The sequence below is a fragment of the Pseudomonas sp. AP3_22 TE3818 genome, from assembly GCF_053628995.1.
The window spans coordinates 4,213,474-4,238,581 of sequence record NZ_JBRJHL010000001.1 but is presented as its reverse complement, the minus strand read 5'-3'; the positions used below and the strand labels follow the sequence as shown (position 1 = coordinate 4,238,581).

Genomic DNA, 25,108 nt, shown 5'->3' with positions numbered 1-25,108 from the left:
CAGTCAATGCAGGTGTCGACTGATCCACCGCCATCGCGAGCAAGCTCGCTCCCACAGTTGAATGTTGTTGTGCACAAATTCTGCGTACGACATAAAGCCCCCTGTGGGAGCGAGCTTGCTCGCGATGGCGGACTGACAGGCAACAGAGATGTACGGCGCAAGGCTCAGCGAAAAAACTCACCCGGTGTCTCGCCGAACTGCTGACGAAACGCCGCAATAAACGCCGACGTCGAGTCATAGCCACAAGCCAACGCCACATCCGTCACTCGCTCACCCTGTTCCAGGGGTGTCAGGGCGCCGAGCAGGCGCAAACGCTGACGCCAGGCGCGAAAGGTCAGGCCGGTGTCGCGCAGGAACAGGCGACTGAGGGTTTTCTCGGTGACGCCGAATTGGTCGCTCCAGTGACTGAGGGTGGTCTGTTGCTCGGGGTGCGACTCCAGGCTTTGCGCGATTTGTCGCAGTCGGCTGTCCTGGGGCAGCGGCAGCATCAGGTCGATCTGGGGTGCCTCAGCCAACTGATCGAGAATCACCTGGGCCAACCGGCCGTGCGCTCCGTCCTGATCGTATTCCACCGGAATCTGACTGAAGGCACGGATCAACTCGCGCAACAGATCGCTGACCCCCAACACATGACAGCCCGGCGGCGCCCAGGTCGAGACACTGCAATCGATGTACAGGCTGCGCATTTCCGTGCGCGGCGAACTGAACACCCGGTGCGGCATGCCCGCCGGAATCCACACCGCACGCTCCGGCGGGGCGACGAAGCGCCCGGCGCCGGTCTGGATTTCGAGCACGCCCTGGATCGCATAGGACAACTGCACCCACGGGTGGCTGTGGCGCCGGGTCAGGGCGCGATTGGGCAGCGATTCGGTACGGCCGTAGAGCGGTCGAGGCAGGCTGGACAGCCCGGGAATACTGCGCCGGATACTTTTGTCATGTCCTTTAGGCGGCATCGGTGGGCTCATCGGCGTTAGTCGGTAATATCCAGTCACGTTAGAGTCGCTTTCACGTACTGGCAACCCCCGGATGATCAACCCATGACGCGCCCCCGTTTGTTACCCGACAACTTCACCCTGACCCTGATCGGCGTGGTCGCGCTCGCCAGCCTGCTGCCTGCCAGCGGTCAGGTCGCGGTCGGTTTTGGCTGGCTGACCAACATCGCCATTGCGCTGCTGTTTTTCCTGCACGGCGCCAAGCTGTCCCGCGAGTCGATCATTGCCGGTGCCGGGCACTGGCGCCTGCATTTGCTGGTGTTCAGCCTGACCTTCGTGCTGTTCCCGCTGCTCGGCCTGGCGCTCAAGCCGCTGCTGTCACCGCTGATCGGCAACGACCTGTACATGGGCATGCTCTACCTGTGTGCGCTGCCCGCCACGGTGCAGTCGGCGATTGCCTTTACTTCGCTGGCGCGGGGCAACATCCCGGCGGCGATTTGCAGCGCGGCGGCGTCCAGCCTGTTCGGGATTTTCCTCACGCCCTTGCTGGTGACCCTGCTGCTCAATGTGCATGGCGAAGGCAGCTCGACCCTCGACGCCATCCTCAAGATCAGCGTGCAGTTACTGCTGCCGTTCATTGCCGGGCAGATCGCGCGGCGCTGGATCGGCAACTGGGTGGCGCGCAACAAGAGTTGGCTGAAGTTCGTCGATCAGGGTTCGATTTTGCTGGTGGTCTACGGCGCGTTCAGCGAGGCGGTGATCGAAGGCCTCTGGCACCAGATTCCGCTGCTGGATCTGGTCGGGCTGGTGGTGGCGTGCTGCGTGGTCCTGGCGCTGGTGTTGGTGGCCTCGACCGTATTGGGCAAGGCGTTCGGCTTCAATCAGGAAGACCGCATCACCATTCTTTTCTGCGGCTCGAAGAAAAGCCTGGCGACCGGTGTGCCGATGGCGCAGGTGTTGTTTGCCGGTAGCACCATTGGCGTGTTGATCCTACCGTTGATGTTGTTCCACCAGATTCAACTGATGGTCTGTGCGGTGCTGGCGCAGCGTTTTGCCAATCGGCCGGAATCGATTCCGGAACTGATGGCCCAGGTCGATCCCTGAAAATCCCGGAAAACTGTAGGAGCCAGCTTGCTGGCGATGGACTCAAGTGCTCCGCGTTTATCCAGCTCACACGCGTTATCGTTAACGACCATCGCTGGCAAGCCAGCTCCTACAAGGGGCCATGCCCACGCTGAACCTGTAGGAGCCAGCCTGCTGGCGATGGACTCAAGTGCGCCGCGTTTATCCAGCTCACACGCGTTATCGTTAACGACCATCGCTGGCAGGCCAGCTCCCACAAGGGACCATGCCCACGCTGAACCTGTAGGAGCCAGCCTGCTGGCGATGGATTCAAGTACGCCGCGTTTATCCGGTTAGCACGCGTTATCGTTAACGACCATCGCTGGCAAGCCAGCTCCCACAAGGGACCATGCCCACGCTGAACCTGTAGGAGCCAGCTTGCTGGCGATGGATTCAAGTGCGCCGCGTTTATCCGGTTAGCACGCGTTATTGTTAACGACCATCACTGGCAGGCCAGCTCCTACAAAGGACCGCGTTTATCCAGCTCACACGCGTTATTCGTTGACGACCATCGCTGGCAAGCCAGCGCCTGCATTAGCGCTGGTCAGCCGCCAATGGCGGGGTGCGCGGCGGGATCATGCGTTTGCTGCCGGTGGACTCGAACGCCGATGCCAGGTGCAGCAGTGACGAGTCGTCATAGGCGCGCCCGGCAAACGTCAGGCCGACCGGCATGCCGATGTCCGGCATCACGCCCATCGGTACGGTGACCGTTGGCACGCCGAGGTGGCGGATGGCGAGGTTGCCGTTGGCGACCCATATACCGTTGCTCCAGGCGATATCCGCCGAATGCGGATCGACGTCGGCATTCGCTGGCGCTACATCGGCGACCGTCGGGAACAGCACCGCGTCGAGGCCCAGGCGATCCATCCAGTCTTCCAGATCGAGCTTGCGGGTCTTCTCCAGTCCGCGCAGGCCGTCGGGCACTGTGCTGATCTGGTCCCACGGCGTGATGCCGCGCTCGGCCATGCGCACGTATTCGTCCATGCCGGCGACCAGGTCGCCCTCGCGGTTGGGCAGGGTGCCCGGGTCGTGAGGGAAGATCAGCGGGCCGTCGACATCGACCAGGCGATTCAATTTCGGATCGCCGTTGGCCTGCAGGAAGTCATCGAACGCCCAGGCGGTCAGGTCCCACAGTTCATGGTGCAGAAATTCCTTGGAGACGATGCCGCGATTGAACACGGTCGGCGCGCCAGGGCGATCGCCTTCGCAATTGGAGACCAGCGGGAAGTCCACGTCGATCACTTGCGCCCCGGCGTCTTCGAGGGCCTTGCGCGCCTGTTCCCAGAGACCGATCACCGAAGGACGGGTGTTGATGCGCTGGCCGGTCGGGCCACCGATGCCCGGTGCTTCGGAGGTGCCGGCTTCAGGGTCGGCGTTGATGTACATGCGCGGAATGCCGAACTTCTTGCCTTTGAGCGCTTCGCTGTTCGCCGCCAGTGCGGCATAGGATTGCGGGCGTACCTCGGACGATTTCGGAATGGGCACCCAAGGCTGCAAGCGCCACAGGTCACCACGAGTGTCCGGGTCATCGGCCACCACCACGTCGAGCACTTCGAGCAGGTCGGCCATGGTCCGGGCAAACGGCACGACCACGTCCATGGTCGGGGTCAGCGGCCAGTTGCCGCGTACCGAGATCACCCCGCGCGAAGGGGTGTAGGCGCACAAACCGTTGTTCGAGGCCGGGCCGCGACCACTGGACCAGGTTTCTTCCGCCAGGCCGAAAGCGGCGAAGCTGGCCGCGGTGGCCGTGCCGGCACCGTTCGACGAACCGGAGGCGAAAGGGGCGGTGAGGTAGCCGGCGTTGTACGGGCTCTCGGCGCGGCCGTAGACGCCACGCTGCATCCCGCCGTTGGCCATCGGCGGCATGTTGGTCTTGCCCAGACAGATCGCCCCGGCGGCGCGCAGGCGTTCGATGGTGAACGCATCGCGATAGGCGACCAGGTCCTTGAAGGCCGGGCTGCCGGAAGCGGCAGTGAGGCCCTTGACCAGATAACTGTCCTTGGCGGTGTAAGGGATGCCGTCCAGCGGACCCAGCGTCTGGCCCTTGGCGCGACGGGCGTCGGCGGCCTGTGCTTCGGCGAGGGCCTCGGGGTTGCGCACCACCACTGCGTTCAGTGCCGTGGGCGTCTCGGGGCCGTCATAGGCGTCGATCCGCGCGAGATAGGCCTGGACCAGTTCAACCGAGGTGGTCTGGCCGGATTCGAGTGCGGCGCGCAGCTCGGCAATGGAAACTTCGGTGACTTCGATCATGCTGCCACCGCCGCTTGCAGGTGGAGGGTCCCAAACACTTCACTTTTCTCGAAATGGACTTTCATATCGTTATTCTCGTTGCACTGTGTGGCACGACAGGGTCGGGTGTTAAAAATACTGAGCACTATTTAGCATTAAACCGGGATTTTAGGAATCCGTTGTCCAATTTATCTTACAGGTGACTTCACGCCATCCCTGGAACCTGTAGGAGCCGGCTTGCCGGCGATGGACTCAAATGCGCCGCGTTTAATCAGATCACACGCGATATCGTTAACGACCATCGCTGGCAAGCCAGCTCCTACAACTGATCTGATCTTCAAACCTGTGCAAGCCCCAAAAAAAGGCCACCACAACCCGACGTTGTGGTGGCCCGAGGGTGACTCATTATAGTGGCCCGCGCGCGCAGGCCAATGGATCAGTGAGCGCCGGCAGCCTTGTTCAGGTCGCTTTCGGCCCATTCGGTGTAGACGCAGGCGTCTGCGGTGGCCCAACGCACCCGCACCGAGTCGCCCGCCTTGAGCGGCATGCCGGCGGCGGACAGTGCCTTGACCGTCATCGAGGTGCCGCCAGCAGTGATCACGCTGCAGGTCTGGCTTTCGCCGAGGAACAGCACTTCCACGACCTTGGCCGAGACTTCGTTCCAGCCGGCGGCCAGCGGTTCGGCAAGGGCTTGTTCATTGCTCAGGGCCAGGGCTTTTTCCGGGCGTACCATCAGCAGCACGTCCTGGTCGGTTTGCAGGCTGGCGGTGAGTCGGATCGACAGCGCTTGCCCCTCGAAGGTCGCCACCGCATTGCCCTGGGCCTTGAGCTTGAGGAAGTTGGAGTTGCCGAGGAACGAGGCGACAAAGGCGTTCGGCGGATTCTGGTAAAGGTCATAACCGCTGCCCAGGCCAACGATCTTGCCGTGGCTGAAAATCGCGATGCGCTGGGACAGGCGCATGGCTTCTTCCTGATCATGGGTCACGTAGACGATAGTGATGCCCAGGCGCCGATGCAGCTGGCGCAGTTCATCCTGCAAGTCTTCGCGCAGTTTTTTGTCCAGCGCGCCGAGGGGTTCGTCCATCAGCAAAATGCGTGGTTCGTAAACCAGTGCGCGGGCGATGGCGACGCGCTGTTGCTGACCGCCAGAGAGTTGCGAAGGGCGGCGATGGGCAAATTGCTCAAGCTGCACCAGCTTGAGCATCGCATCGACCCGGCGTTCGCGTTCGGCCGTGGCCAGTTTGCGAATGGCCAGTGGGAAGGCGATGTTGTCGCGCACGGACAGGTGCGGGAACAGCGAGTAGCGCTGGAACACCATGCCGATGTCGCGTTTGTGCGGCGGCACGTTGATCAGCGACTGGCCGTTGACCAGGATCTCGCCGCTGCTCGGCGTTTCGAAGCCGGCGAGCATCGACAGCGTGGTGCTTTTGCCCGAGCCGCTGGAGCCGAGGAAGGTGAGGAATTCACCGTCCTTGATGTCCAGCGAGATGTTGTCCACGGCGGCAAAATCGCCGTAGTGCTTGTTCAGGTTACGCAGGCTGACCAGGGGTTTGTCATTTTGCTGCGCGGAATCTTTGATCACTGCACTCATGTCGTACTCCTGGCGCTCAAGCGCTGATTTCGTTGCGCCGGCGCAGAGCGGCGGCGATCACCATGACCAAGACCGAGAGGCCGATCAGCAGCGTCGAGGCGACGGCGATCACGGGCGTCAGGTCCTGGCGCAGGGTGGTCCACATTTTCACGGGAAGGGTTTGCAGGGTCGGGCTGGCCATCATCACGCTCAGCACCACTTCATCCCACGAGACGAGGAAGGCGAAGAGGGCGCCGGCAACCATGCCCGGGCGGATCGCCGGGAAAGTCACCTTGAACACCGCTTGCAGGCGCGAGGCGCCGCAGATCACCGCCGCATCCTCGATCGACTGATCGAACAGCTTCAGCGAGTTGATGATCGAGATGATGGTGAACGGCAACGCCACGATCACATGGCTGACCACGAAGGCGAACATGGTCCCGGTGTAGCCCAGTTTCAGGAACAGCGCGTACACCGCCACGGCGATGATCACCAAAGGCACGATCATCGGCAGGGTGAACAGGCCGTAGAGCATTTCGCGGCCGGGGAAGCGGCCGCGCACCAGGGCGAACGCGGTCGGCAAGCCCAAAGCGACGGCGAAGAACGTGGTCAGCACCGCGACCTTGAGGCTGGCCATCGCCGCGTTCATCCAGTCGGCGTTGGAGAAGAACTGGCCGTACCATTTCAGCGTCCAGCCCGGCGGCGGGAACACCAGCCATTGCGACGATCCGAACGACAGCAGCACGATGAACACGATCGGCAGCAGCAGGAACAGACCGATCAGCCCGGTGGTGGCATAGAGGCCGAAGCGCATCCGGCGGCTCATGGCATTGGGGGTCAGGAGCATGACGGCTTACCTCGCGTTGCTGGCGCCAACCGGGGATTCCGGCTGGAGCTTCAGGTAGAAGTAGAACAGCACCAGCGTGATCACGATCAGCAACGCGGCGCCGGCGCTGGCCAGGCCCCAGTTGAGGAACGACTGCACCTGCTGAATGATGAACTCGGGCAGCATCATGTTCTGCGCACCGCCCAGCAGTGCCGGGGTCACGTAGTAACCGAGGGACATCACGAACACCATCAGGCCACCGGAGAACAGCCCCGGCCGGCACAGCGGCAGGAACACCCGGAAGAAGTTGGTCCAGGGGCTGGCGCCGCAGATCGAACCGGCCTGCAGGATCATCGGGTCGATGGCCTGCATGGTCGCCTGCAACGGCAGCACGATGAACGGGATCATGATGTAGCTCATGCCGATCACCACGCCGGTGAGGTTGTGCACCATCTCCAGCGGTTGATCGATGATGCCCATCGCCATCAGCGCCTTGTTGATCACCCCGGAGGCTTGCAGCAACACCAGCCAGGAGTAGGTGCGGGCGAGCAGGCTGGTCCACATCGACAACAGCACGATGTTGAGGATCCAGCGCCCCCAGCCACGCGGCACCAGGGTGATCGCCCAGGCCAGCGGGAAGCCCAGCAGCAGGCTGAACAGCGTCACCAGGCCCGCCACCGAGAAGGTGTTGAGCAGGACCCGGGCATAGGCCGAGTTGGCGAACAGTTGCTCGTAGTTGCCCAGGCCCGGCACCGGCTCCAGCACGCCGCGCAGCAGCAGGCCAATCAGCGGCGCGAGAAAGAACAGGCCGAGGAACAGCAGGGCGGGGACCAGGTTGCTGGCGCCACGCCAACGCTGCTTGAGCGACGGCGAGGGTTGCTTCGCAACGGTCTGGCCGACTGCCGAACCGGCAGCGCCGATGGCGCTCCCGGAGGCCGTGGAAGGTCGAGGCGCGGTTGCCGTCATTTTCATTTGACCAGCCATTCGTTCCACCGTGTCGCAATGGCCGGACCGTTCTTGGCCCAGTATGCGAAATCAAGAGTGATCTGATCCTTTGCGTAAGCGGTCGGCAGGTTCGGGGCCAGCGCCGAGTCCAGGCGCGCCACGCTGTCGACGTTGACCGGGGCGTAGGCGGTCAGGTTGGAGAAGTCGGCCTGTCCCTTGGCGCTGCTGGCGTTGGCCAGGAACTTCATCGCCGCGTCCTTGTTTTTCGAACCCTTGGGAATGACCAGGATGTCGGCCATGACCAGGTTCTGCTTCCAGCTTACGCCGACCGGGGCGCCGTCTTCCTGCAGGGCATGAATCCGGCCGTTCCAGAACTGGCCCATGCTTGCTTCACCGGAGGCCAGCAGTTGTTGCGACTGCGCGCCGCCGCCCCACCAGACGATGTCTTTCTTGATGGTGTCGAGTTTCTTGAACGCACGGTCCAGGTCCAGCGGGTAGAGCTTGTCCGCCGCTACACCGTCGGCCAGCAGCGCCAGTTCGAGCACGCCAGGGCTTGGCCATTTGTAGAGGGCGCGTTTGCCGGGGTAGGTCTTGGTGTCGAACAGCGCGGACCAGTCCTGAGGCTTGCTGGCGCCGAGCTTGCCTTCGTTGTAGCCGAGGACGAAGGAGAAGAAGAACGAGCCGACGCCGTGATCGCTGACGAAGCGCGGGTCGATCTTGTCGCGATCAATGACTTTGAAATCGAGGGGTTCGAGCAAGCCTTCGGAGGCGGCGCGCAGGGCGAAGTCGGCTTCGACATCGACCACGTCCCATTGCACATTGCCGCTTTCGACCATGGCCTTGAGCTTGCCGTAGTCGGTCGGGCCATCCTGCACAACGGTGATGCCGCTGGCCTTGCTGAACGGATCGGCCCAGGCCTGCTTCTGCGCATCCTGGGTGCTGCCGCCCCAACTGACGAAGTTGACGCTTTCAGCCGCCAGCAATGCCTGGCTGGTGACGCTCAGCAGTCCCGCAAAAAGAACCGCGGTCGCACGTTTGTTCAACACCATTTTCACGCCCTCATTGTTGTGTTTATGAGCGGGGCCTTCGAGTGCCCGCCTATCGGGAGCAGTAGGTCCGTCGAGTCAGTGCTGACTGTCCGGTCTATGGAATATCATATTATGGTATTCCAAACTTTGTGCAAGCACTTTGCCGTACCGGCTATCAGCCAAAAGTGGTTTTTCAGAAATGTGAATCACCCTTTGTAGGAGCTGGCTTGCCAGCGATGGTCGTTAACGATTACGCGTGTTTGCAGGATAAACGCGGCGCCTTTGGGTCCATCGCTGGCAAGCCAGCTCCTACAGTGGGTAGATCATTCGGTGAATGGGATGCTCTCCACTACCTCCAGGTCGTACCCGGTCAAGCCCGCATATTTCAGCGGCGGACCGAGGTGACGCAGCTTGCCGACACCCAGGTTCTGCAGGATCTGCGCGCCGGTGCCTACCTCCGAATAAATCCGCGACTGCGAACGGCTGAACTGCCGGGGCGGCTGGGTCAATTGCGGTACGCGTTCCAGAAGCGCCTGGGAGGATTCGTGATTGGCCAGCACCACCACCACGCCGTGGCCTTCGGCGGCGACACGCTGCAAGGCGGCCCACAAGGTCCAGTTGGTCGGCCCGCTGTACTCGGCGCCGACCAGGTCGCGCAACGGATCGATCACATGCACGCGCACCAGCGTCGGCTCTTCACGGCGCAAATCGCCCATGACCATGGCCATGTGGACACCGCCTTCGATGCGATCCTCAAAGGTGATCAGACGGAAGGTGCCGTGCACCGTCGGCAGATCACGTTCACCGATGCGCACGATGGTGTGTTCGGTGCTCAGGCGGTAGTGGATCAGGTCGGCGATGGTGCCGATCTTGATTCCGTGCTTGCGCGCGAACACTTCCAGGTCGGGGCGGCGGGCCATGGTCCCGTCGTCGTTCATCACTTCGACAATTACCGAGGCGGGCGTATGGCCGGCCAGGCGGGCGAGGTCGCAACCGGCTTCGGTGTGACCGGCGCGGGTCAGCACACCGCCTTCCCGGGCGCGCAGCGGGAAGATGTGCCCGGGTTGCACGATGTCGGCGGGACCTGCGTTGGCGGCGACGGCGGCGGCCACGGTGCAGGCACGATCGGCGGCGGAGATACCGGTGGTCACACCGACGGCGGCCTCGATGGACACGGTGAACGCGGTGCTGAACACGCTGCCGTTGCTCGGCACCATTTGTTCCAGGCCCAGGCGTTTGCAGTGTTCGTCGGTCAGGGTCAGGCAGATCAGGCCACGGGCTTCACGGGCCATGAAGCTGATCGCCTCGGGTGTGCAGCAGTCGGCGGCCAGCAACAGGTCGCCTTCGTTTTCCCGGTCTTCATCGTCGACCAGCAGGACCATTTTGCCGAGGCGGTAATCTTCGATGATTTCTTCGATGCTGTTGAAGGCCATGCTGGAGTCTCGGTGTTTGTGGGATGAGTAATGTGGTATACCATAATACAAAACAAGCTGAGAGGTCACTATGAAGGCGTACTGGATTGCTCACGTGGATGTCACCGACCCTGATCAATACAGCCAATACACCCGGCGGGCGCCGCAGGCGTTTGCCTTGTTTGGCGGTCGGATTCTGGCGCGGGGTGGGCGTAGCGAGGCGATGGAAGGTCGGGCGACGCCGCAGCGCAGTGTGGTGATCGAGTTTGATTCCTATGAGCAGGCGGTGGCTTGTTATCACTCGGCGTTGTATCAGGAGGCGCGTGGGTATCGTGAGGGGGTGGCTTTGGCTGAGGTCATCATCGTCGAAGGTGTGGCGCCGCTCTGAACTGCGCCGCCTGACCCTGTAGGAGCTGGCTTGCCAGCGATGGCGGCGGGCTCTGTAGGAGCGAGCCTGCTCCGGGCGGTGTTCCGACGAAAAACCTAGAGAGCACAGTCGGGAGTCAGGCTCCCCGCATCATCGTTGACCTCCATCGCGAGCAAGCTCGCTGCTACAGGCCGATATGTACACCCTCAAAAATCCACCTATTACTGCTGCAACACAGTGGCCTGGTTGGTCGAACCATACTGTTGCACGGTGGCTGTCTGGGTCATGCCGCTCTGGTCGATGTTGGCGATGTTGCCGGTGCCACCCTGGATGACATAGGCCACGTTCATGGTGTCGGCCTGTTTGACGGTGATCATGTTGTCGCTGCCGTCCTGATTGAACTCGGTGCTGTTGCCCGTACCCATTGTGCTGCCCATGGCCAGGTTGGTCTCGCCGCGCTGGTCGGAGATCAGGATGTTGTCGGTGCCGTTCTGGTCGAAGTACAGCTCGTTATACACATTGTCCTGGCTGACGGTGGTTTTGTTGCCGGTACCGGTCTGGTGGGTGGTCACGATATGGCCGGTGCCGTTCTGGGTGAAGTTGGCGACGTTGTCGTAGCCATTCTGGTTGATGGTCGCACGCTGGTTTTTGCCGAACTGGCCGCCGGTCTGCGGGCCTTTCCAGTTGCTGGCGTAGACCTTGTTGCCGTCACCCGCGGCGGTGACATTGAGCACCTGGTCAGTGCCGTTTTGATAGGTGTAATGCACGTTGCTGTTGCCTTGTTGATACAGCGCCAGGGTCGAGTGGGTGGATTCGTACTGGTCGGCATAGAGGGCGTTGAGGTTGCCGACCTGCAGCACCGAAGCCACGTTGTCATCGCCAAAGCTCTGGTCGACTATGGTTTCGTTGGTGTTCCCGTATTGGTTGATGGTCAAGTTGCCGCCCTGGTGGCGGTGTCTTGCACCGCCGCGGCATCGTTGCCCAGACCCTGTTGCTGTTGATTGGCGCTACTGAGCGCAGCCGCGACCTGCTTCACGTCGGCGATGTTGGGGGTGCCGTCCTGAAACTGGTTGGAAATGCTGTCTTCAGCCATGGCCTGGGCACTGACCATGACGAGGATCGCGGCGGTGAGGGGCGTCAATTTGAACATGATTGAATCTCCATTTCGGGTGCAGTGCTTTAGCGATATTGTTTGACCGAAACGCTCATGCCGTTCCCGGACTGGTTCACGGCGCTTTGCAGCCCCGTGCCGGCCTGGTCGATGCTGGCGCTGTTGTCATTGCCGTTCTGCGAGATCCGGGCGCGGTTGTGGCTGCCTGTCTGGGTAATCGAGGCATCGTTACCGGAGCCTTGCTGATTGATCATTGCCATCAAGTCGCTTCCTTGTTGCAGGATGTAAGCCTCCTGATTGCTTCCCGACTGGACGATGGTGCCGAGCAACGACTGACCGTTCTGTTGCAGCATCGCGACGTTGGCCTGGCCGTTCTGGTCGATCAGCGCGTGCTGACCTGTCGGGGGTGGCAATTCACCAAGATCGCCACCGGGGCCGAGGTCCTCGTTTTCCATCAGATCGTCGGCGTGCACGCCTGTAATGCCGCACAGCACAAGCAGGCAGAGCAGGGCGGCAGTCGATGTTTTCATGGGCCTGTCCTTAGGGTTGAAGCCGGCCCCATCAACCCGCGTGGCTGATGGGGCGCGGGCTCAGTTGGCGATCACCGGCACCGAACGCACGGAGCCTTGGGACGAGGTGATCGTGGCGGTCGGGTTCGCCGACGGAACCACGGTGGTGGTGTTGTTCACCGTCAACTTCCAGCGTCCATTCACCGGTACGGAGGTGGTGCCCAGGGTGACCAGCCCGGCAGGGGTAGTGACCTTGATGGTGATGGTGTTGCCGGTGGTCACCGATGAGGTGCCGGCAAAGTTCCAGGTGAAACGGTTATTGGAGCGGGCGCTCACCGTTGCGGTGGTCACTGCGAAGGTTTCCGCAGCAGGCCGTGGCGAGACCTGCACCGTGACCGTGGCCGGTGACGTCGACACCGCGCCGAAGCTGTCCCGGGCGAAGTAGGTGAAACTCGTGGTGAAGGCCGTGGGAACGGAGGCCGGTGGCGTGTAGGTGAGCACCGTGCCGTTACTGCTGACGGTGCCGCGACCTGTCGGTGGTGGAGTGAAGCTGGCGACGGCCAGCGGCAGGTTGCCTTCCGGATCGGTGTCGTTGGCCAGCACGTTGATCGGGATCGCCACACCCAGGGTCGTGACGGCATCGGCGACTGCCACCGGAGGCCGGTTAGGCGCCACGGTAATGGTCACGGTGGCCGCCGTCGTCGAGGCCAGGCCTTTGACGTCCTGGGCCTTGTAGGTGAAGGTCGCGGTCAGCGGCGCGTTGACCACGGCCGGAGGGGTGTAGACCACTGCCGCGGTGCCGCTCAATGCCACGGTGCCCTGGCCGGCGGCCGGTGGGGTCAGGGCGGTAATGCTCAGCGGTGTGTTGCCATCAGGGTCCCTGTCGTTGGCCAGCAGGTTGAGGGTGATCGGCACGCCGAAGCTGGTGCTGCCGGTATCGGCGACGGAGATCGGTGCCTGGTTGGCGCCGGTGTCCGGTGCAGTGCCGACAACGACGACCGGCTCGGTGTCGCTGCCACCGGCGGCGGATTTCACCGTGACAGTTGCAGGTGGTTGGGCCAGGTCAGCCACCGTCAGGCGTTGCAGGGTGCCGGATTTCGTCAGTCGTCCGAAACCCTGGGCGACCATGTCCGGTACCACCACTTCGTCTGTGGAGGTGGCTTCGATCAGCAGGCTGTGGTTGCTCCAGCTATACCGAGCGGTCTGGATTTTCACCACGTCCGAGAGCTTGCTCGACACCGCGGTCGGGCGGGTGGTGCCGGCCGGGTTGGTGGCGGTCACCACCACGACCGGAGGCACGGTGCCGTTGGCCAGCAGATGCTGGGCGAAGAACGTGCCGTTGTTATCGCTCACCATGCTGGTCTGGCAAGGCGTCGGTGGCGGGCCGGGCACCAGGGCGATGCTTTCGCGAAAGCACAGGGTCGAGCCGTTGGCGGCTTTGGCGAACACTTCGACCCGGGTGCTGTTGCCCCCCGTGCCGGCGGTGCGCCGGTAGGTGGCACGGCTCATGTCCACCGCGGTTTGGGCGCGGCTGTCGAGCACCTTGCCGGCCACGGTGAAGAGGTTGGTCTGGAGGGTCCCGGCCGGGCCCTGGATGCGCACGAAGTTGGTGTTGTTGGGGCTGCCGGTCACAGCCTCGGTGAGGTTCGGGTCGCCGATGAAGGTTTCGATGGCGCCGGTGTCCGGATTCACCGCGGTGTAGGGGCCGTTGACGCTGCGCAGGAACGGCCCGAGCGCGCCGTTGACCGCACCGGTGAACACCCCTGGCGCACCGATGCCGACGTCCCGGGTGATGTTGATCGCGCGGCGGCCCGGGCTGGTGACGTTGACCGTTTCCACACCATAGGGGTGAGTAATGGTGTAGGTCCCGGCAGTGGGAATGTTTATCCGCATGCGAATCCGCGCGAAGCTGATCTGGTCGCCGTCGACCGGATTGCCACCAGCAAAGGCAGCCTCGATCCCGGCGACATAAGCGTCCATGCCATAACCGGCGGCATTGTTGGGGATGTTGGTCTCGGCCAGGTACCAAAAGGCTTCGTCCGGCCAGTTATCCGGGAACACCATCGGCTGGGTGTCGTCGAAAATGCCGGGTGTCGGCAGCAGGGTGCACATGTAGGCCGGCGGCACACTGGCAGCGACCCGTGTGCTGACGGCGCGGGACTGGCACAGCTCCATCGACAGCAGATTCTTGTCCTGATACCAGATCGGGAATTTCCCGGTGGCAAAGGTGTAAGGGCCGGGATCGACGGCGGCGAGTTGCGCGAAGGCACTGCCGGACAGCGATAGAGTCAGTCCCAGGGCGTTGACCGCCAGGCGTGGCCATTTGTTCATGATGCCTCCTGATGAGGATCTGGGCATGTGAGCGTTCATTGCACGATGACCACTTCTTCGGTATCGCTGCCGCCATTGGATGACGTCACGCGAACCTGGGCTGGCGGAATCGGCGTGATGCCGGTGGCCAGGCTTTTCACGGCGCCGTCGCCACTCAGGGCGCCGATGGCAAGACCGGTACCGGTGGTGGCGGTGAGCACCGGTGGCGATGTTTCATCGCTGGTCGAGGCGGTGATGCTGATTTGCCCGGTGTTCAGGCTGTACTCGGCACGTGAGATCGTCACCAGGTCGGTCAGCGGCATGGGCAAGACGGTCGGCGTGCTGCTTGGGATCGCCAGGTGGTTGTCGGCGGTCACCTGCAAGGTGCTCGGCAGGGCCGGATTGGTCGGCGACTGCGCATACCAGTGGCCGGTGGTGTCCGCTTCGGAGAAGTTCAGCACCGGGTTGTTGCTGGTCAGGGTCACGCTGGCCGGTGGCGGCGGGGCCATCACGAACACATCCTGCTGGGCCACCGGTGCGCTGGCGCCGGCATGTCGCGAGTAGGTGCTGCGTTCGGCGATCACCGGGGTCGGCCGGACCACTGTCGACAACTTGCCGGAAACGGCAAAGAGGGTGGTGCGCAAGTCCAGGCCATTGGGGCCTTCGATGCGCACGTAGTTGGTGTTGAACGGGCTGCCGGTGACGGCTTCGTTGAGGTTCGGGTCACCGACGAATTTTTCCGCCTGGCCCGTGGTCGGGTTGGTCTCGGTGTAGGGGCCGTTGACGCTGCGCAGGAACGGCCCGACGTCACCCTTGAGCGCGCCGTTGTAGGTTTTTGGCGCGCCGATGCCGATGTCCCGGGTCATGTTGATCGCCCGCCGGCCGGGGGTGTCGATATTGAATACCTCGACGCCGTAGGGGTGGGTGATGACATAGGTGCCGGCAACCGGCACGTCGACGCGGATACGGATACGGGCGAAGCTGATCTGATCGCCCTCCAGCGGATCACCACCACTGAAGGCGGCCTCGAGCGCCGAGACATAGGTCAGGTCGATGCCTCGGGCGGCGTCGACGATGGTCGTTTCGCCGGTCGCCCAGAACGCTTCGTCGGGGAAGTTGGTCGGGAAGACCAACGGTTGGGTGTCATCGAAAATCCCGGGGTTGGGAATCAACGAGCACATGTAAGTCGGGGCTCCAGGTGCGCTGGCAACCCTGGAACTGACAGCCTTTGACAGACACAGGTCAAGTGTTCGGCCGTGGGCATCTTGATACCAGGCGGCGAAATTGCCGTTGGCTGGCAGGTAGGGGCCGGGGTCTACGGCAAACAGCGCTGCCTGGGCGATGCCTTGGGCCAGAGCGGTCACGACCAGCGCGGTCGCGGTTTTGCACAGTAAAGGGTGCATGAGTATTCCCTCTATCGAAGTACCTGCCCCATAGGGGTGGGTCAGTTGGCTGGGAAGTTGGCAACTTCCATACCAATTAGCGAAAACGCCCGTGAGAGGCCCGGAGTAAAGGCGTGGACGCAGTCGCCGCCGACAGACCGGGAAGTGCTCTAACGGGCGGTTGTCCCCAATGTTGGGGGTGATGGGGCGTAGGGGAGGGTGGGGAATCACAGCCCCCAGGTTCGGGCAATTTGCCTTGAGTGGGCTATAAACCTATGGGGGGTTACCGGGAACGTGTTCATGACCACAATCGCCAAAGTGCTTGCGAGCGAAAGCGAAGTCCGCTTGAGAACGCGCAAGCAGCCGTTCGATCTGCTGCGCTGGTTTTCGCTGATCAGCATGGCGGTGATCGGCACGGTGGCGGTGGCGTTGGGAGCGGTGTCCACGCGGTTCGTGATTACCGAAAGCGTGCAGCGCGATGCGCTATTGACCTCACAGTTCGTACAGGCGATTGCCACGGCCGAGGTGCGCCATCTGTCGATGCCCAACGTGCGGACCATGGGCGAGTTGCTCGACCCACGAACAGACAAGGACTTTCCCGACGTCGACCCGCTGGCCCGGGCCAGTGCCCGTGGTGAATTCCTCGACCATATCGAAAATCTGCCGGACGTGATCCTGGCCAATATCTATGCCCCCGACCGCATGGTGATCTGGTCGACCAACCCGTCCTTGATGGGTACCACGATTCATGACGATGAAGACCTCGAGCGGGCATTCAACTCGAAGACGTCCGTGTCGACCAGTTACCACGATGTGGACAAGTCCCGCATGGAGCAGAAGTTCGTGGCGCCCCCCAAATTCATCTTCCTCGAGAACTACATTCCCCTGTTCGACGCCGATGGCACCACGGTCACGGCGATGGTCGAGATCTACAAGGAACCGCAGGACCTGATCAACCGCATGGAGCGCGGCCTGGTGCTGATCTGGCTGGCGACCGCCCTGGGCGGCGCTCTGATTTACCTGGGGCTGTACTGGATCGTGCGGCGTGCGGCGATCCTGCTGGCGACGCAGCAGAAGCAATTGATCACCAACGAAACTTTCGTCGCGCTGGGGGAGATGTCCTCGGCGGTCGCCCACAGTCTGCGCAACCCCTTGGCGAACATCCGTTCCAGCGCCGAGCTGGCGATAGAGTTCGACGACGGTCCGGCACACGGCAACATCAACGACATCATCGGTCAGGTCGATCGCATGTCGAATTGGGTACGGGAGTTGCTCCAGTCCCTGCGACCGCTCAATGACGAGGCGGAACCGGTGAACCTGGTGGCTGCACTGCACGACAGCCTGCTGGCTTACGAGCAGCAGATCGGCAAGGCCAGGGTCAACGTGGTGTTCGAGCCGGACCAGACGCCCATGGTCCTGAGCCAGCACGTGCAACTGACCCAGATCCTCAACAGCCTGCTGTCCAACGCGGTGGAAGCCATGGACAGCGGCGGAACGCTGACCATCCGGATCGAGCCGCGCGAAGCCCAGCGTGTCAGCGTGACAGTCAGCGATACCGGCATAGGCATGAGCGAAGAACAGCGCACCATGGCCTTCCGGCCGTTTTTCACCACCAAGCAGAGCGGGCTGGGCGTCGGGCTGGTGCTGGTCAAGCGGATCATGGAGCGTTTTGGCGGTGTGGTGACCCTCGATAGCCGTGAGGGCGAGGGCACGACCGTCCGTCTGTCGTTTATGCTGGTCCCCTGAAAACGGGGATGGACCATCCCCGTTAGCGGGTGTCACTCCCCAGCCCTTTCCGCGCTCATGGCACATTGATGCTGATAAGCCATTGTTTTGTCGAGTGTTAATACTTTTGTATAAAACAGTTACAAAGCTGGCGAGGTCCTTGCACAGCCACCATCACCCCCTTCACGACATCGAGGCGGCTGGTGATGGAAAGAAAAGCGCGGCACACCTTCAAACGATTAACACTATTAACGCCTTTGGGCGTCTTACTGACAATGGCGCTGGGCACCGCGACATTGCGCGCCAGCCCCATCGACGACGAGCGACAGCCAGAGCCTACCGATCCTTCGGCGTATTACGACGAACCCGCGGATGAACCGGCGGCGCTCAATGCCATTTTGAGCATGCCGGAGGCCAACCAGGATTCCTTCGATTTGCCTAACGGGAACAAAGGCTCACGGGATTCCACCCGGGTGGAAAACCAACTTCCACCGGCACAGCAAACCAGTTTCAACTACCCCACCAATGGCAAGCCCAGCCCGTTGTTCGGCGCGCAGCCATTTACCCAGCAACTGGTGTTGTTCGAGGAGTTCGGGCCGCAAAAACTCGACCCCACCACGCCTTCGGCGCCGCTGCCGTTTCCGCCACCGGCCATTGGCCCGTTGCCACAACAGGACCCTACCAGTGCGGCGCGCAGTGCACCGCCCAGCGCCGCGCTCGATGCCTTTTTGCGCCAACCGGGGCTGACACCGTTTCCGAGCCAGTATTCCAATGCGGTTGACCGCAATCCGTGGCAGGCGCAGATCGAATATTTCCTCAACCGTCATATCGGTTCTTCCGCCGAAGGTCGTCCACCAGGAAAGGGCTGGTCCCATCAGCGCTGGAACGAGTTCTACCCGCAGAACGCCTACAAAACCGTGCAGACCGGCGCACGGGTCAATGGCGGTCTGCGTGATGCCGTGCAAATGCACCACTACGCCGTGGGCGAGTTCGGTCCTGGCGGTCTGTATCACAACGTCGCCGGCGTACCGGCAACCGACGGCACCTCCAAGGGCGTCGATGCACGCTTTCACCCGAACATGCCGGTGCAAAAGCACAACTCGGTGTGGACCTTCGACGGCACCTTGCCGCCAAAACTGCTGATGGTCAGGTATGGCCAGCCGGTGCTGATGCGTCACTACAACGGCTTGCCCATCGACCCGGGCGCGAACATGGGGTTCGGCCTGCACACCATCACCACCCACGAGCACAACGGTCACGCTCCGGCGGAAAGCGACGGCTATGCCAACGCGTTTTTCTTTCCGGGACAGTATTACGACTATCGCTGGCCGATTCAGTTGGCCGGCTATGACAGCATCAATACCGATGCACAGGATCCGCGCGCGGCGTTCCCTTGCGCCCCGGGTGAAACCCTGTGGACCAACGACGGCAGCCCGGGCCGCAAAACCTGCGACCACGGCACCATCAAGATCCGCGGCGACTGGCGTGAAACCATGAGTACCCACTGGTTCCACGACCACATGCTCGATTTCACCGCGCAGAACGTCTACAAGGGCAACGCGGCGATGATGAACTACTACAGTGCCCTGGACCGTGGCAACGAGTCGGTGAACGACGGCGTCAACCTGCGTTTCCCCAGCGGCAGCGCCTTGCCTTGGGGTAACCGCGACTACGACGTCAACCTGGTGGTGGCCGACAAGGCCTGGGACGCCAACGGCCAGCTGTGGTTCAACCCGTTCAACACCGACGGCTTCATCGGTGACCAGGTGTTGGTCAACTGGCAATGGAAACCGACCCTGGACGTGCGTGCCCGCAGCTACCGGTTCCGCATCCTCAACGGTTCGGTATCGCGTTACTACAAACTGGCGCTTGTGCGTGAAATCAAGGGCTCCAGCGGCGAGTTTCAGGGCCCCAAAGGTTCCGGGGTGTCCTATGCCCGGGTGCCGTTCCACATGATCGCCAACGACGGCAACATCATGGAACACAGCGTGCCCTTCGACGGCACCATGGACCTGGACGCCGACGGCGACAAACAGAACCACAACGCCATCCTGCCCACCCAGGGCATTGCCGAGCGGTTCGACATCATCGTCAATTTCGCGAAAAACGGCATCAAGCCAGGCGACAAGATCTTCTTCGTCAACCTGCTGGTGCATGACGACGGCAAAGGCCCGAAAGAGCCGGTGGCGCTGGCGGACGTGCTCTCGGAGAAATACCTGGCGGTGATCAAGCAAAGCAGCAAGGGACCGCAGTGGGACAGGGGTGATCCGGCGGTGGGCAAGATCCTGCAGCTCAACGTCAAGGCCTACACTGGCCAGGACCTGGCCATGGACCCGGCGCTGTACGAGCCGGCCAAACCGGGCAAGGCGGAAGGCCTGGTGATGATCCCGCTGAAGATCCATCGCGACAATGCCGCCGACAAGGCGCTGCTGGCCAAGGCCCGCCATCGCACCTTCACCTTCGGCCGCTCCGACGGCACCGATGAGGCGCCCTGGACGGTCAAGACCGATGGTGGCTTCGGCTTCCACATGGACCCACGCCGCCTGAACACGGCCACCCAGTTGGCCAGTGGCCCGACCGATGCCGGCGTCAAGGGTTTCGGGACCCTGGAGGTGTGGAACATCAAGCTCGGCGGCGGTGGCTGGAGCCATCCGGTGCATGTGCACTTCGAGGAGGGGATCATTCTCAGCCGCGGCGGCAAGGCGCCGCCAGAGTGGGAAAAATGGGCGCGCAAGGACGTGTACCGCATCGGTACGGAAAAGGATGGCCTGGACAGCGTAGAGATGGCGATCAACTTCCGTGAATTCGCCGGGACCTATATGGAGCATTGTCACAACACCCAGCACGAGGACAACTCGATGCTGCTGCGCTGGGACATTGAACATCCGGGGCAGTTCCAGTTGATGCCGACGCCGCTGCCAAGCTGGGATGGTGTGCGCTACGTGAGCACTGCCGCGCTGCCAACCTTCCGTACCGGTGATGGTTTCGGTCCGAAAGCGACCGCCAAAAAATGAACCGGGAGGGTCTCGACATGAACACGAAGCTGCATTCACCACGCTCACGCGCTTTAGGCATGCACCTGGTGCTGATGTTGGTGACCGGTTTGCTGGCCAGCCAGCTGCTGGTCGCCAGCCAGCCATTGTCGACGCCCACACCGGCCCCGGCAGCCGCTGCCGAACCCGCTGTCGTTGAGGACGCCACCCCCTGGGGTGGCGGCTATTTCCCCAACACCCTGCTGACCGACCAGGACGGTCGGCAACTGCGTTTTTTCGATGACATGATCAAAGGCAAGGTGGTGGTGATCAATTTCATCTTCACCTCGTGCAGCGACTCCTGTCCCCTGGAAACCGCGCGCCTGCGTCAGGTACAGAAACTGCTGGGCGACAGGGTCGGCAAGGACATTTTCTTCTACTCCATCAGCATCGACCCCTTGAGTGATACCCCCGAGGTCCTCAAGGCCTATGCGCAACGCTTCCAGGTCGGGCCCGGGTGGAAATTCCTCACCGGGGAATTCGCCGACGTCACCGAGCTGCGGCAGAAACTGGGCCTGTTCATCGAAGGCATCGATAACGGGCGCAACAAGGACCACAACCTGAGCCTGATCGTCGGCAACCAGGAAACGGGTCGCTGGATGAAAGCCTCGCCATTCGAAAATCCATGGATCCTGGCCGACCAACTGGCCAATACCCTGCAGAACTGGAAGCAGCCCAGCGTGGAAGAAAGCTACGTCGATGCGCCGCAAATCCGTCCGCCAAGCAATGGCGAAGAGCTGTTCCGCACCCGCTGCGCGTCGTGCCACAGCCTCGGCCCACTGGACGGGCAGGGCATCGGCTTGCGCAGCATCGGCCCGGACCTGATCGGCGTGACCCATCAGCGCGATCCGGCCTGGCTCAACCGCTGGATCCGTGAGCCGGACCGCATGCTGGCGGAAAAGGACCCGATTGCGATGGAGCTGTTCGAACGCTACAACAGGATCTCGATGCCCAACCTGCGGCTGGACCAGAAGTCCGCCCAGTCCATCATCGACTTCCTGCAAGAGGAAACCGACCGTCAGCATCCGCCCGTGGCGCCGTTGGCCAGTGGTAGCGAGGAGCCTGAACATCATCATTCAGTTGCGCAACCGAACGTGCCCCAAATGCAATAGCGTCAAAATAGTTACGTTGGCCAGTCAATTGCTATCAATGTTACCTACACTGATTTGATACATGGCTGGAAAGGCTGGTTTTCAAGGACTCAGGACAGACCCCATGCAGATACTGGAACAACAAAAAGTACCTGCGCCGCAGGCCCCGGCAGCGCCGCGCAAGGGGTGGCGGCCGCAGTTCAACTTGCTGCGCTGGTTCTCCCTGGCCAGTTTTTTCATCATCGCCGTGGTGGCGCTGGGGCTGGGTTACATCTCCACGCGCTTCGTGGTCGATGAAAGCATCGAGCGCGATTCGATGCTGACCGCGCAGTTCATCCAGGCCATTGGCGAGGCCGAAATCCGTCATGCCGGAATTTCACCGGGCAGAACCATGGGCGAAATGCTCGACCCGCGACTGGATCATGCCTATGCCGACGTCCGCCCTGAATCCCGGGCCGCCGCACGCGCCGAGTTTCTCGACCATGTGGAGCATCTGCCGGACATCCTGCTGGCGACGGTATACGCCCAGGACCGCACCGTGGTCTGGTCGACCAACTCCGAATTGATCGGTGTGCGCATCGAGGACGACGATGAACTGGATGAATCCTTCGAAATGAAATCGCCGGTGTCCACCAGCTACCACCAGATCGATGAAGAGCGTCCCGAGCAGCGCCTGCTGCACGAACCGGAATACCTGTTCGTCGAGAACTACATTCCGATGTTCAACGCCGATAAAAGCAAAGTGATTGCCATGGTGGAGATCTACAAGGAGCCGGTGGACCTGGTGGGTCGCATCCAGCGTGGCTTCAAGGCGATCTGGCTGGCGACCCTGATTGGCGGCGCGGCGATCTACCTGGGGTTGTTCTGGATCGTGCGGCGTGCAGCGATACTGTTGCAAAGCCAGCAAAAACAGCTGATCGCCAACGAAACCTTTGTCGCCCTGGGGGAAATGTCCTCGGCGGTCGCCCACAGCTTGCGCAATCCACTGGCCAACATCCGCTCCAGCGCCGAACTGGCCCAGCACATCGCCAGCCAGCCGGCCCAGAAAAACATTGGCGACATCATCAATCAGGTCGACCGCATGTCGCGTTGGGTCCGGGAGTTGTTGGTGTCGTTGCGGCCGATGAATGACGACTTTGAAACGGTCGACCTGGTGCTCGCCATCGAAGACACCCTGAGTGCCTTTGAGTCCCTGATCAAGCGTTCGAACGTCGAGGTGCGTTTCTCTCCGGCCAGCGTGCCACCGGTCGTCAGCCACCAGGTGCTACTGACGCAAATACTCAATAGCCTGTTTGCTAACGCACTGGAAGCCATGCCCAAGGAGGGCATGCTGACGATCGAGATCGACTCCTCGGTGCCCGGCTACTTGAGCATGATCCTGACCGACACCGGCAAGGGGATGTCCAAACAACAACAACAAATGGTCTTCAAGCCGTTTTTCACCACCAAACAAGGCGGATTGGGTGTGGGCCTGGCCCTGGTCAAAAGAATAATGGAACGGTTTGACGGCTCGGTCGAACTGACCAGCCGGGAGCAGGAAGGAACCCGCGTTTGTCTCAATTTCAAAGTGGCAACGGGAGGGGTATATGGAGCACAGCATTCTGCTGGTCGAGGATGACGAGATCCTCGCCGAGAATATTCAGACTTACCTGGAGCGCAAGGACTTCGAGGTGACCGTCTGCCACTCGGCTGAAGATGCACTGGAGCAATTGGGTTCTTTCGCACCTGACGTGGTACTGACCGACAACTCGTTGCCTGGCATGAGTGGTCACGACCTGATCCAGAAGCTGCGCATCAGCGCGCCGGATCTGAAAGTGATCATGATGACCGGTTACGGCAACGTCGAAGACGCCGTGGTGGCAATGAAGGAGGGCGCCTTTCACTACGTCACCAAACCGGTGGCCCTGCCGGAGCTCAAGCTGCTGCTGGACAAGGCCCTGGCGACCGACCGCATGGAGCGCACGCTGTCCTTTTATCAGGAGCGTGAGGCCCAGAAGTCGGGGGTGCAGGCACTGATTGGCGAGTCGGCACCGATGGTGTATCTCAAGGGCACCATCAGCCAGTTGCTCGACGCCGAACGGCGGATGGCCAACAGCGATCTGCCGCCGGTCCTGGTGGAAGGCGAGACCGGTACCGGCAAGGAACTGGTGGCCCGGGCACTGCACTTCGACGGCCCGCGCAGCAAAGGCCCGTTCATTGAATTCAACTGCGCTTCGATCCCGTCCAACCTGGTGGAGTCAGAGCTGTTCGGCCACGAGAAGGGCGCCTTCACCGACGCCAAGGACCGTCGCATGGGGCTGGTGGAAGCAGCCGATGGCGGCACGCTGTTCCTCGATGAAATCGGTGAAATGGACCTGCTGTTGCAAGCCAAGCTTCTCAAGCTGTTGGAAGACCGGACCATTCGCCGGGTCGGTTCGGTGAAGGAGCGCAAGGTCGATCTGCGGGTGATCAGCGCCACCAACTGCAATCTCGAACAGATGGTCCAGCAAGGCAAGTTCCGCCGCGATCTGTTTTTCCGCCTGCGCATCATTTCAATCAAGGTGCCGCGCCTGTACGCCCGTGGCGCCGATATCCTGCTGCTGGCCCGGCACTTCCTGGGGCTGCATGGCAAACGCTACGGCAAGCCGAACCTGTATTTCAGCAACCAGGCCGAAGAGTTGCTGCTCAGCTACAGCTGGCCAGGCAACGTGCGCGAATTGCGCAACATGCTGGAGCAAACCGTGTTGCTGGCACAAAGCGACACCATCGCTGCCCATCAATTGAACGTCTGCCTGAGCCTGGTGGATGAGCCACCGATGTTTCATCAGGAGCCGCAACATTTCAGCGAGCAGCGTCCGTCCTACAACGGCGGCGAATCCATGAACCTGCCGGAAGTGGAACGCGACATGGTGCGCAAGATGCTCGACAAGACTGACTGGAATGTCACCAAGTCGGCACGCCTGCTGGGCCTTAGCCGTGACATGTTGCGCTACCGGATCGAAAAGCTCGGCCTCGCCCGCCCGGACAAACGCCAGTGGTAGAGAACGCCTCCCTGGCGCTCACTGCAACATCGGGCCCTGTCTCAGGCAGGAAAGCATGCAATCGGGATTCTCGACTTCCTGGTTCACGTAGACGCCACGCTCCGGATCGTAGGAGCGGATAAACACCCGAACCGTGGCATCGGCCACGGTTGGCAGACGCGAGTCGGTAAACACGTGCTGGCTTGAAACCGGAATGAAATCTCCGGGCGCGGTCGGGATGTATGAACCCGGCGGGATGATGTTCATGGAAGGTGGTGAGGGGTGGGCGAAGGGTTGGTCGGTGCCGTAATAGTTGAATTCACTGCTGTAGTCAGTGGTGTTTGGAAAGTCGTCGGCGCGGGCCGCAGCGGACACGCTCAGGCAGAAGGCGAGCAAAAGCGTCAGGTCGGTCTTATTCATGGCAACACCTGCTAAATCGGTTTAACCACATTTCTTCCAAGGTCATTAACTATAGCTCGCGCCGGGAGCGGCTGTCGGCGCTGCGCGGATTACAAGTT

At 61.9% G+C, this 25,108-nt stretch carries 21 protein-coding genes; 7 read left to right on the top strand and 14 right to left on the bottom strand.

Going from position 1 to position 25,108, the window contains the following annotated elements; all coding sequences use genetic code 11:
- Positions 1-164 precede the first annotated feature (164 nt).
- Complete coding sequence (locus AB7M25_RS19085) at positions 165-953, bottom strand: AraC family transcriptional regulator (RefSeq protein WP_429388684.1); 789 nt, start codon at positions 951-953, stop codon at positions 165-167.
- Between the two features lie 84 nt (positions 954-1,037).
- Here AB7M25_RS19085 and AB7M25_RS19080 point away from each other — a divergent pair, with 84 nt between their 5' ends.
- Positions 1,038-2,036 carry a bile acid:sodium symporter family protein gene (locus tag AB7M25_RS19080; RefSeq protein ID WP_218480554.1) on the top strand — a complete coding sequence of 333 codons (999 nt, stop codon included), beginning with the start codon at positions 1,038-1,040 and terminating at the stop codon, positions 2,034-2,036.
- Here the strand turns inward: AB7M25_RS19080 and AB7M25_RS19075 are convergent.
- From AB7M25_RS19075 to ribBA, 7 genes are all read right to left on the bottom strand, one after another.
- Positions 1,949-2,251 carry a hypothetical protein gene (locus AB7M25_RS19075; RefSeq protein WP_454237838.1) on the bottom strand — a complete coding sequence of 101 codons (303 nt, stop codon included), beginning with the start codon at positions 2,249-2,251 and terminating at the stop codon, positions 1,949-1,951. The two genes, AB7M25_RS19080 and AB7M25_RS19075, sit on opposite strands and share 88 nt — an antisense overlap.
- A gap of 337 nt (positions 2,252-2,588) precedes the next feature.
- Positions 2,589-4,304: an amidase gene (locus AB7M25_RS19070; RefSeq protein WP_429388682.1), complete on the bottom strand. Its 1,716-nt coding sequence runs from the start codon at positions 4,302-4,304 to the stop codon at positions 2,589-2,591.
- Positions 4,305-4,719: 415 nt separating this feature from the next.
- Entirely contained in the window at positions 4,720-5,874 is a 1,155-nt protein-coding gene (locus tag AB7M25_RS19065; protein WP_429388681.1) for an ABC transporter ATP-binding protein, read from the bottom strand.
- A 16-nt stretch (positions 5,875-5,890) separates the two neighbouring features.
- A complete protein-coding gene (locus AB7M25_RS19060) occupies positions 5,891-6,700 on the bottom strand; it encodes an ABC transporter permease (protein ID WP_007976227.1) in 810 nt (269 codons plus the stop codon).
- Between the two features lie 6 nt (positions 6,701-6,706).
- Entirely contained in the window at positions 6,707-7,651 is a 945-nt protein-coding gene (locus AB7M25_RS19055; protein WP_167399510.1) for an ABC transporter permease, read from the bottom strand.
- The gene (locus AB7M25_RS19050; RefSeq protein WP_429398636.1) at positions 7,648-8,673 is read right to left on the bottom strand and encodes an ABC transporter substrate-binding protein; all 1,026 of its coding nucleotides are present in this window, start codon (positions 8,671-8,673) and stop codon (positions 7,648-7,650) included. Before AB7M25_RS19050 ends, AB7M25_RS19055 begins: the two co-directional genes overlap by 4 nt.
- Positions 8,674-8,975: 302 nt before the next feature.
- Positions 8,976-10,085, bottom strand: a complete 1,110-nt coding sequence (gene ribBA, locus AB7M25_RS19045) for a bifunctional 3,4-dihydroxy-2-butanone-4-phosphate synthase/GTP cyclohydrolase II (protein WP_429388676.1) — start codon at positions 10,083-10,085, stop codon at positions 8,976-8,978.
- 70 nt (positions 10,086-10,155) lie between these two features.
- Here ribBA and AB7M25_RS19040 point away from each other — a divergent pair, with 70 nt between their 5' ends.
- A complete protein-coding gene (locus AB7M25_RS19040; RefSeq protein WP_429388674.1) occupies positions 10,156-10,452 on the top strand; it encodes a DUF1330 domain-containing protein in 297 nt (98 codons plus the stop codon).
- Positions 10,453-10,652: 200 nt separating this feature from the next.
- Here the strand turns inward: AB7M25_RS19040 and AB7M25_RS19035 are convergent, their stop codons facing one another.
- From AB7M25_RS19035 to AB7M25_RS19015, 5 genes are read right to left on the bottom strand one after another with little or no spacing between them, the layout of a single operon-like run.
- Positions 10,653-11,366, bottom strand: coding sequence for a hypothetical protein (locus tag AB7M25_RS19035; protein WP_454237837.1), 714 nt, complete (start codon positions 11,364-11,366; stop codon positions 10,653-10,655).
- The gene (locus tag AB7M25_RS19030) at positions 11,363-11,581 is read right to left on the bottom strand and encodes a hypothetical protein (protein ID WP_454237836.1); all 219 of its coding nucleotides are present in this window, start codon (positions 11,579-11,581) and stop codon (positions 11,363-11,365) included. Before AB7M25_RS19030 ends, AB7M25_RS19035 begins: the two co-directional genes overlap by 4 nt.
- A gap of 29 nt (positions 11,582-11,610) precedes the next feature.
- Complete coding sequence (locus AB7M25_RS19025; protein WP_429388673.1) at positions 11,611-12,072, bottom strand: curlin; 462 nt, start codon at positions 12,070-12,072, stop codon at positions 11,611-11,613.
- Between the two features lie 60 nt (positions 12,073-12,132).
- On the bottom strand, positions 12,133-14,382 hold the full coding sequence (locus AB7M25_RS19020; protein WP_454237835.1) for an Ig-like domain-containing protein: 2,250 nt from the start codon (positions 14,380-14,382) through the stop codon (positions 12,133-12,135).
- Positions 14,383-14,417: 35 nt separating this feature from the next.
- Entirely contained in the window at positions 14,418-15,764 is a 1,347-nt protein-coding gene (locus AB7M25_RS19015; RefSeq protein WP_429388670.1) for a hypothetical protein, read from the bottom strand.
- 279 nt (positions 15,765-16,043) lie between these two features.
- Here AB7M25_RS19015 and AB7M25_RS19010 point away from each other — a divergent pair, with 279 nt between their 5' ends.
- From AB7M25_RS19010 to AB7M25_RS18990, 5 genes are all read left to right on the top strand, one after another.
- The gene (locus AB7M25_RS19010; RefSeq protein WP_454237834.1) at positions 16,044-17,489 is read left to right on the top strand and encodes a sensor histidine kinase; all 1,446 of its coding nucleotides are present in this window, start codon (positions 16,044-16,046) and stop codon (positions 17,487-17,489) included.
- Between the two features lie 185 nt (positions 17,490-17,674).
- Positions 17,675-20,482, top strand: coding sequence for a multicopper oxidase domain-containing protein (locus AB7M25_RS19005; protein ID WP_429388667.1), 2,808 nt, complete (start codon positions 17,675-17,677; stop codon positions 20,480-20,482).
- Positions 20,483-20,499: 17 nt separating this feature from the next.
- Positions 20,500-21,612, top strand: coding sequence for an SCO family protein (locus AB7M25_RS19000; protein WP_429388665.1), 1,113 nt, complete (start codon positions 20,500-20,502; stop codon positions 21,610-21,612).
- A gap of 103 nt (positions 21,613-21,715) precedes the next feature.
- Entirely contained in the window at positions 21,716-23,209 is a 1,494-nt protein-coding gene (locus AB7M25_RS18995; protein ID WP_429388663.1) for a sensor histidine kinase, read from the top strand.
- Positions 23,178-24,611, top strand: a complete 1,434-nt coding sequence (locus AB7M25_RS18990) for a sigma-54-dependent transcriptional regulator (RefSeq protein ID WP_429388661.1) — start codon at positions 23,178-23,180, stop codon at positions 24,609-24,611. Before AB7M25_RS18995 ends, AB7M25_RS18990 begins: the two co-directional genes overlap by 32 nt.
- 18 nt (positions 24,612-24,629) lie before the next feature.
- Here AB7M25_RS18990 and AB7M25_RS18985 read toward each other — a convergent pair whose 3' ends face one another.
- Positions 24,630-25,010: a hypothetical protein gene (locus AB7M25_RS18985; RefSeq protein WP_429519376.1), complete on the bottom strand. Its 381-nt coding sequence runs from the start codon at positions 25,008-25,010 to the stop codon at positions 24,630-24,632.
- Positions 25,011-25,108: the final 98 nt, after the last annotated feature.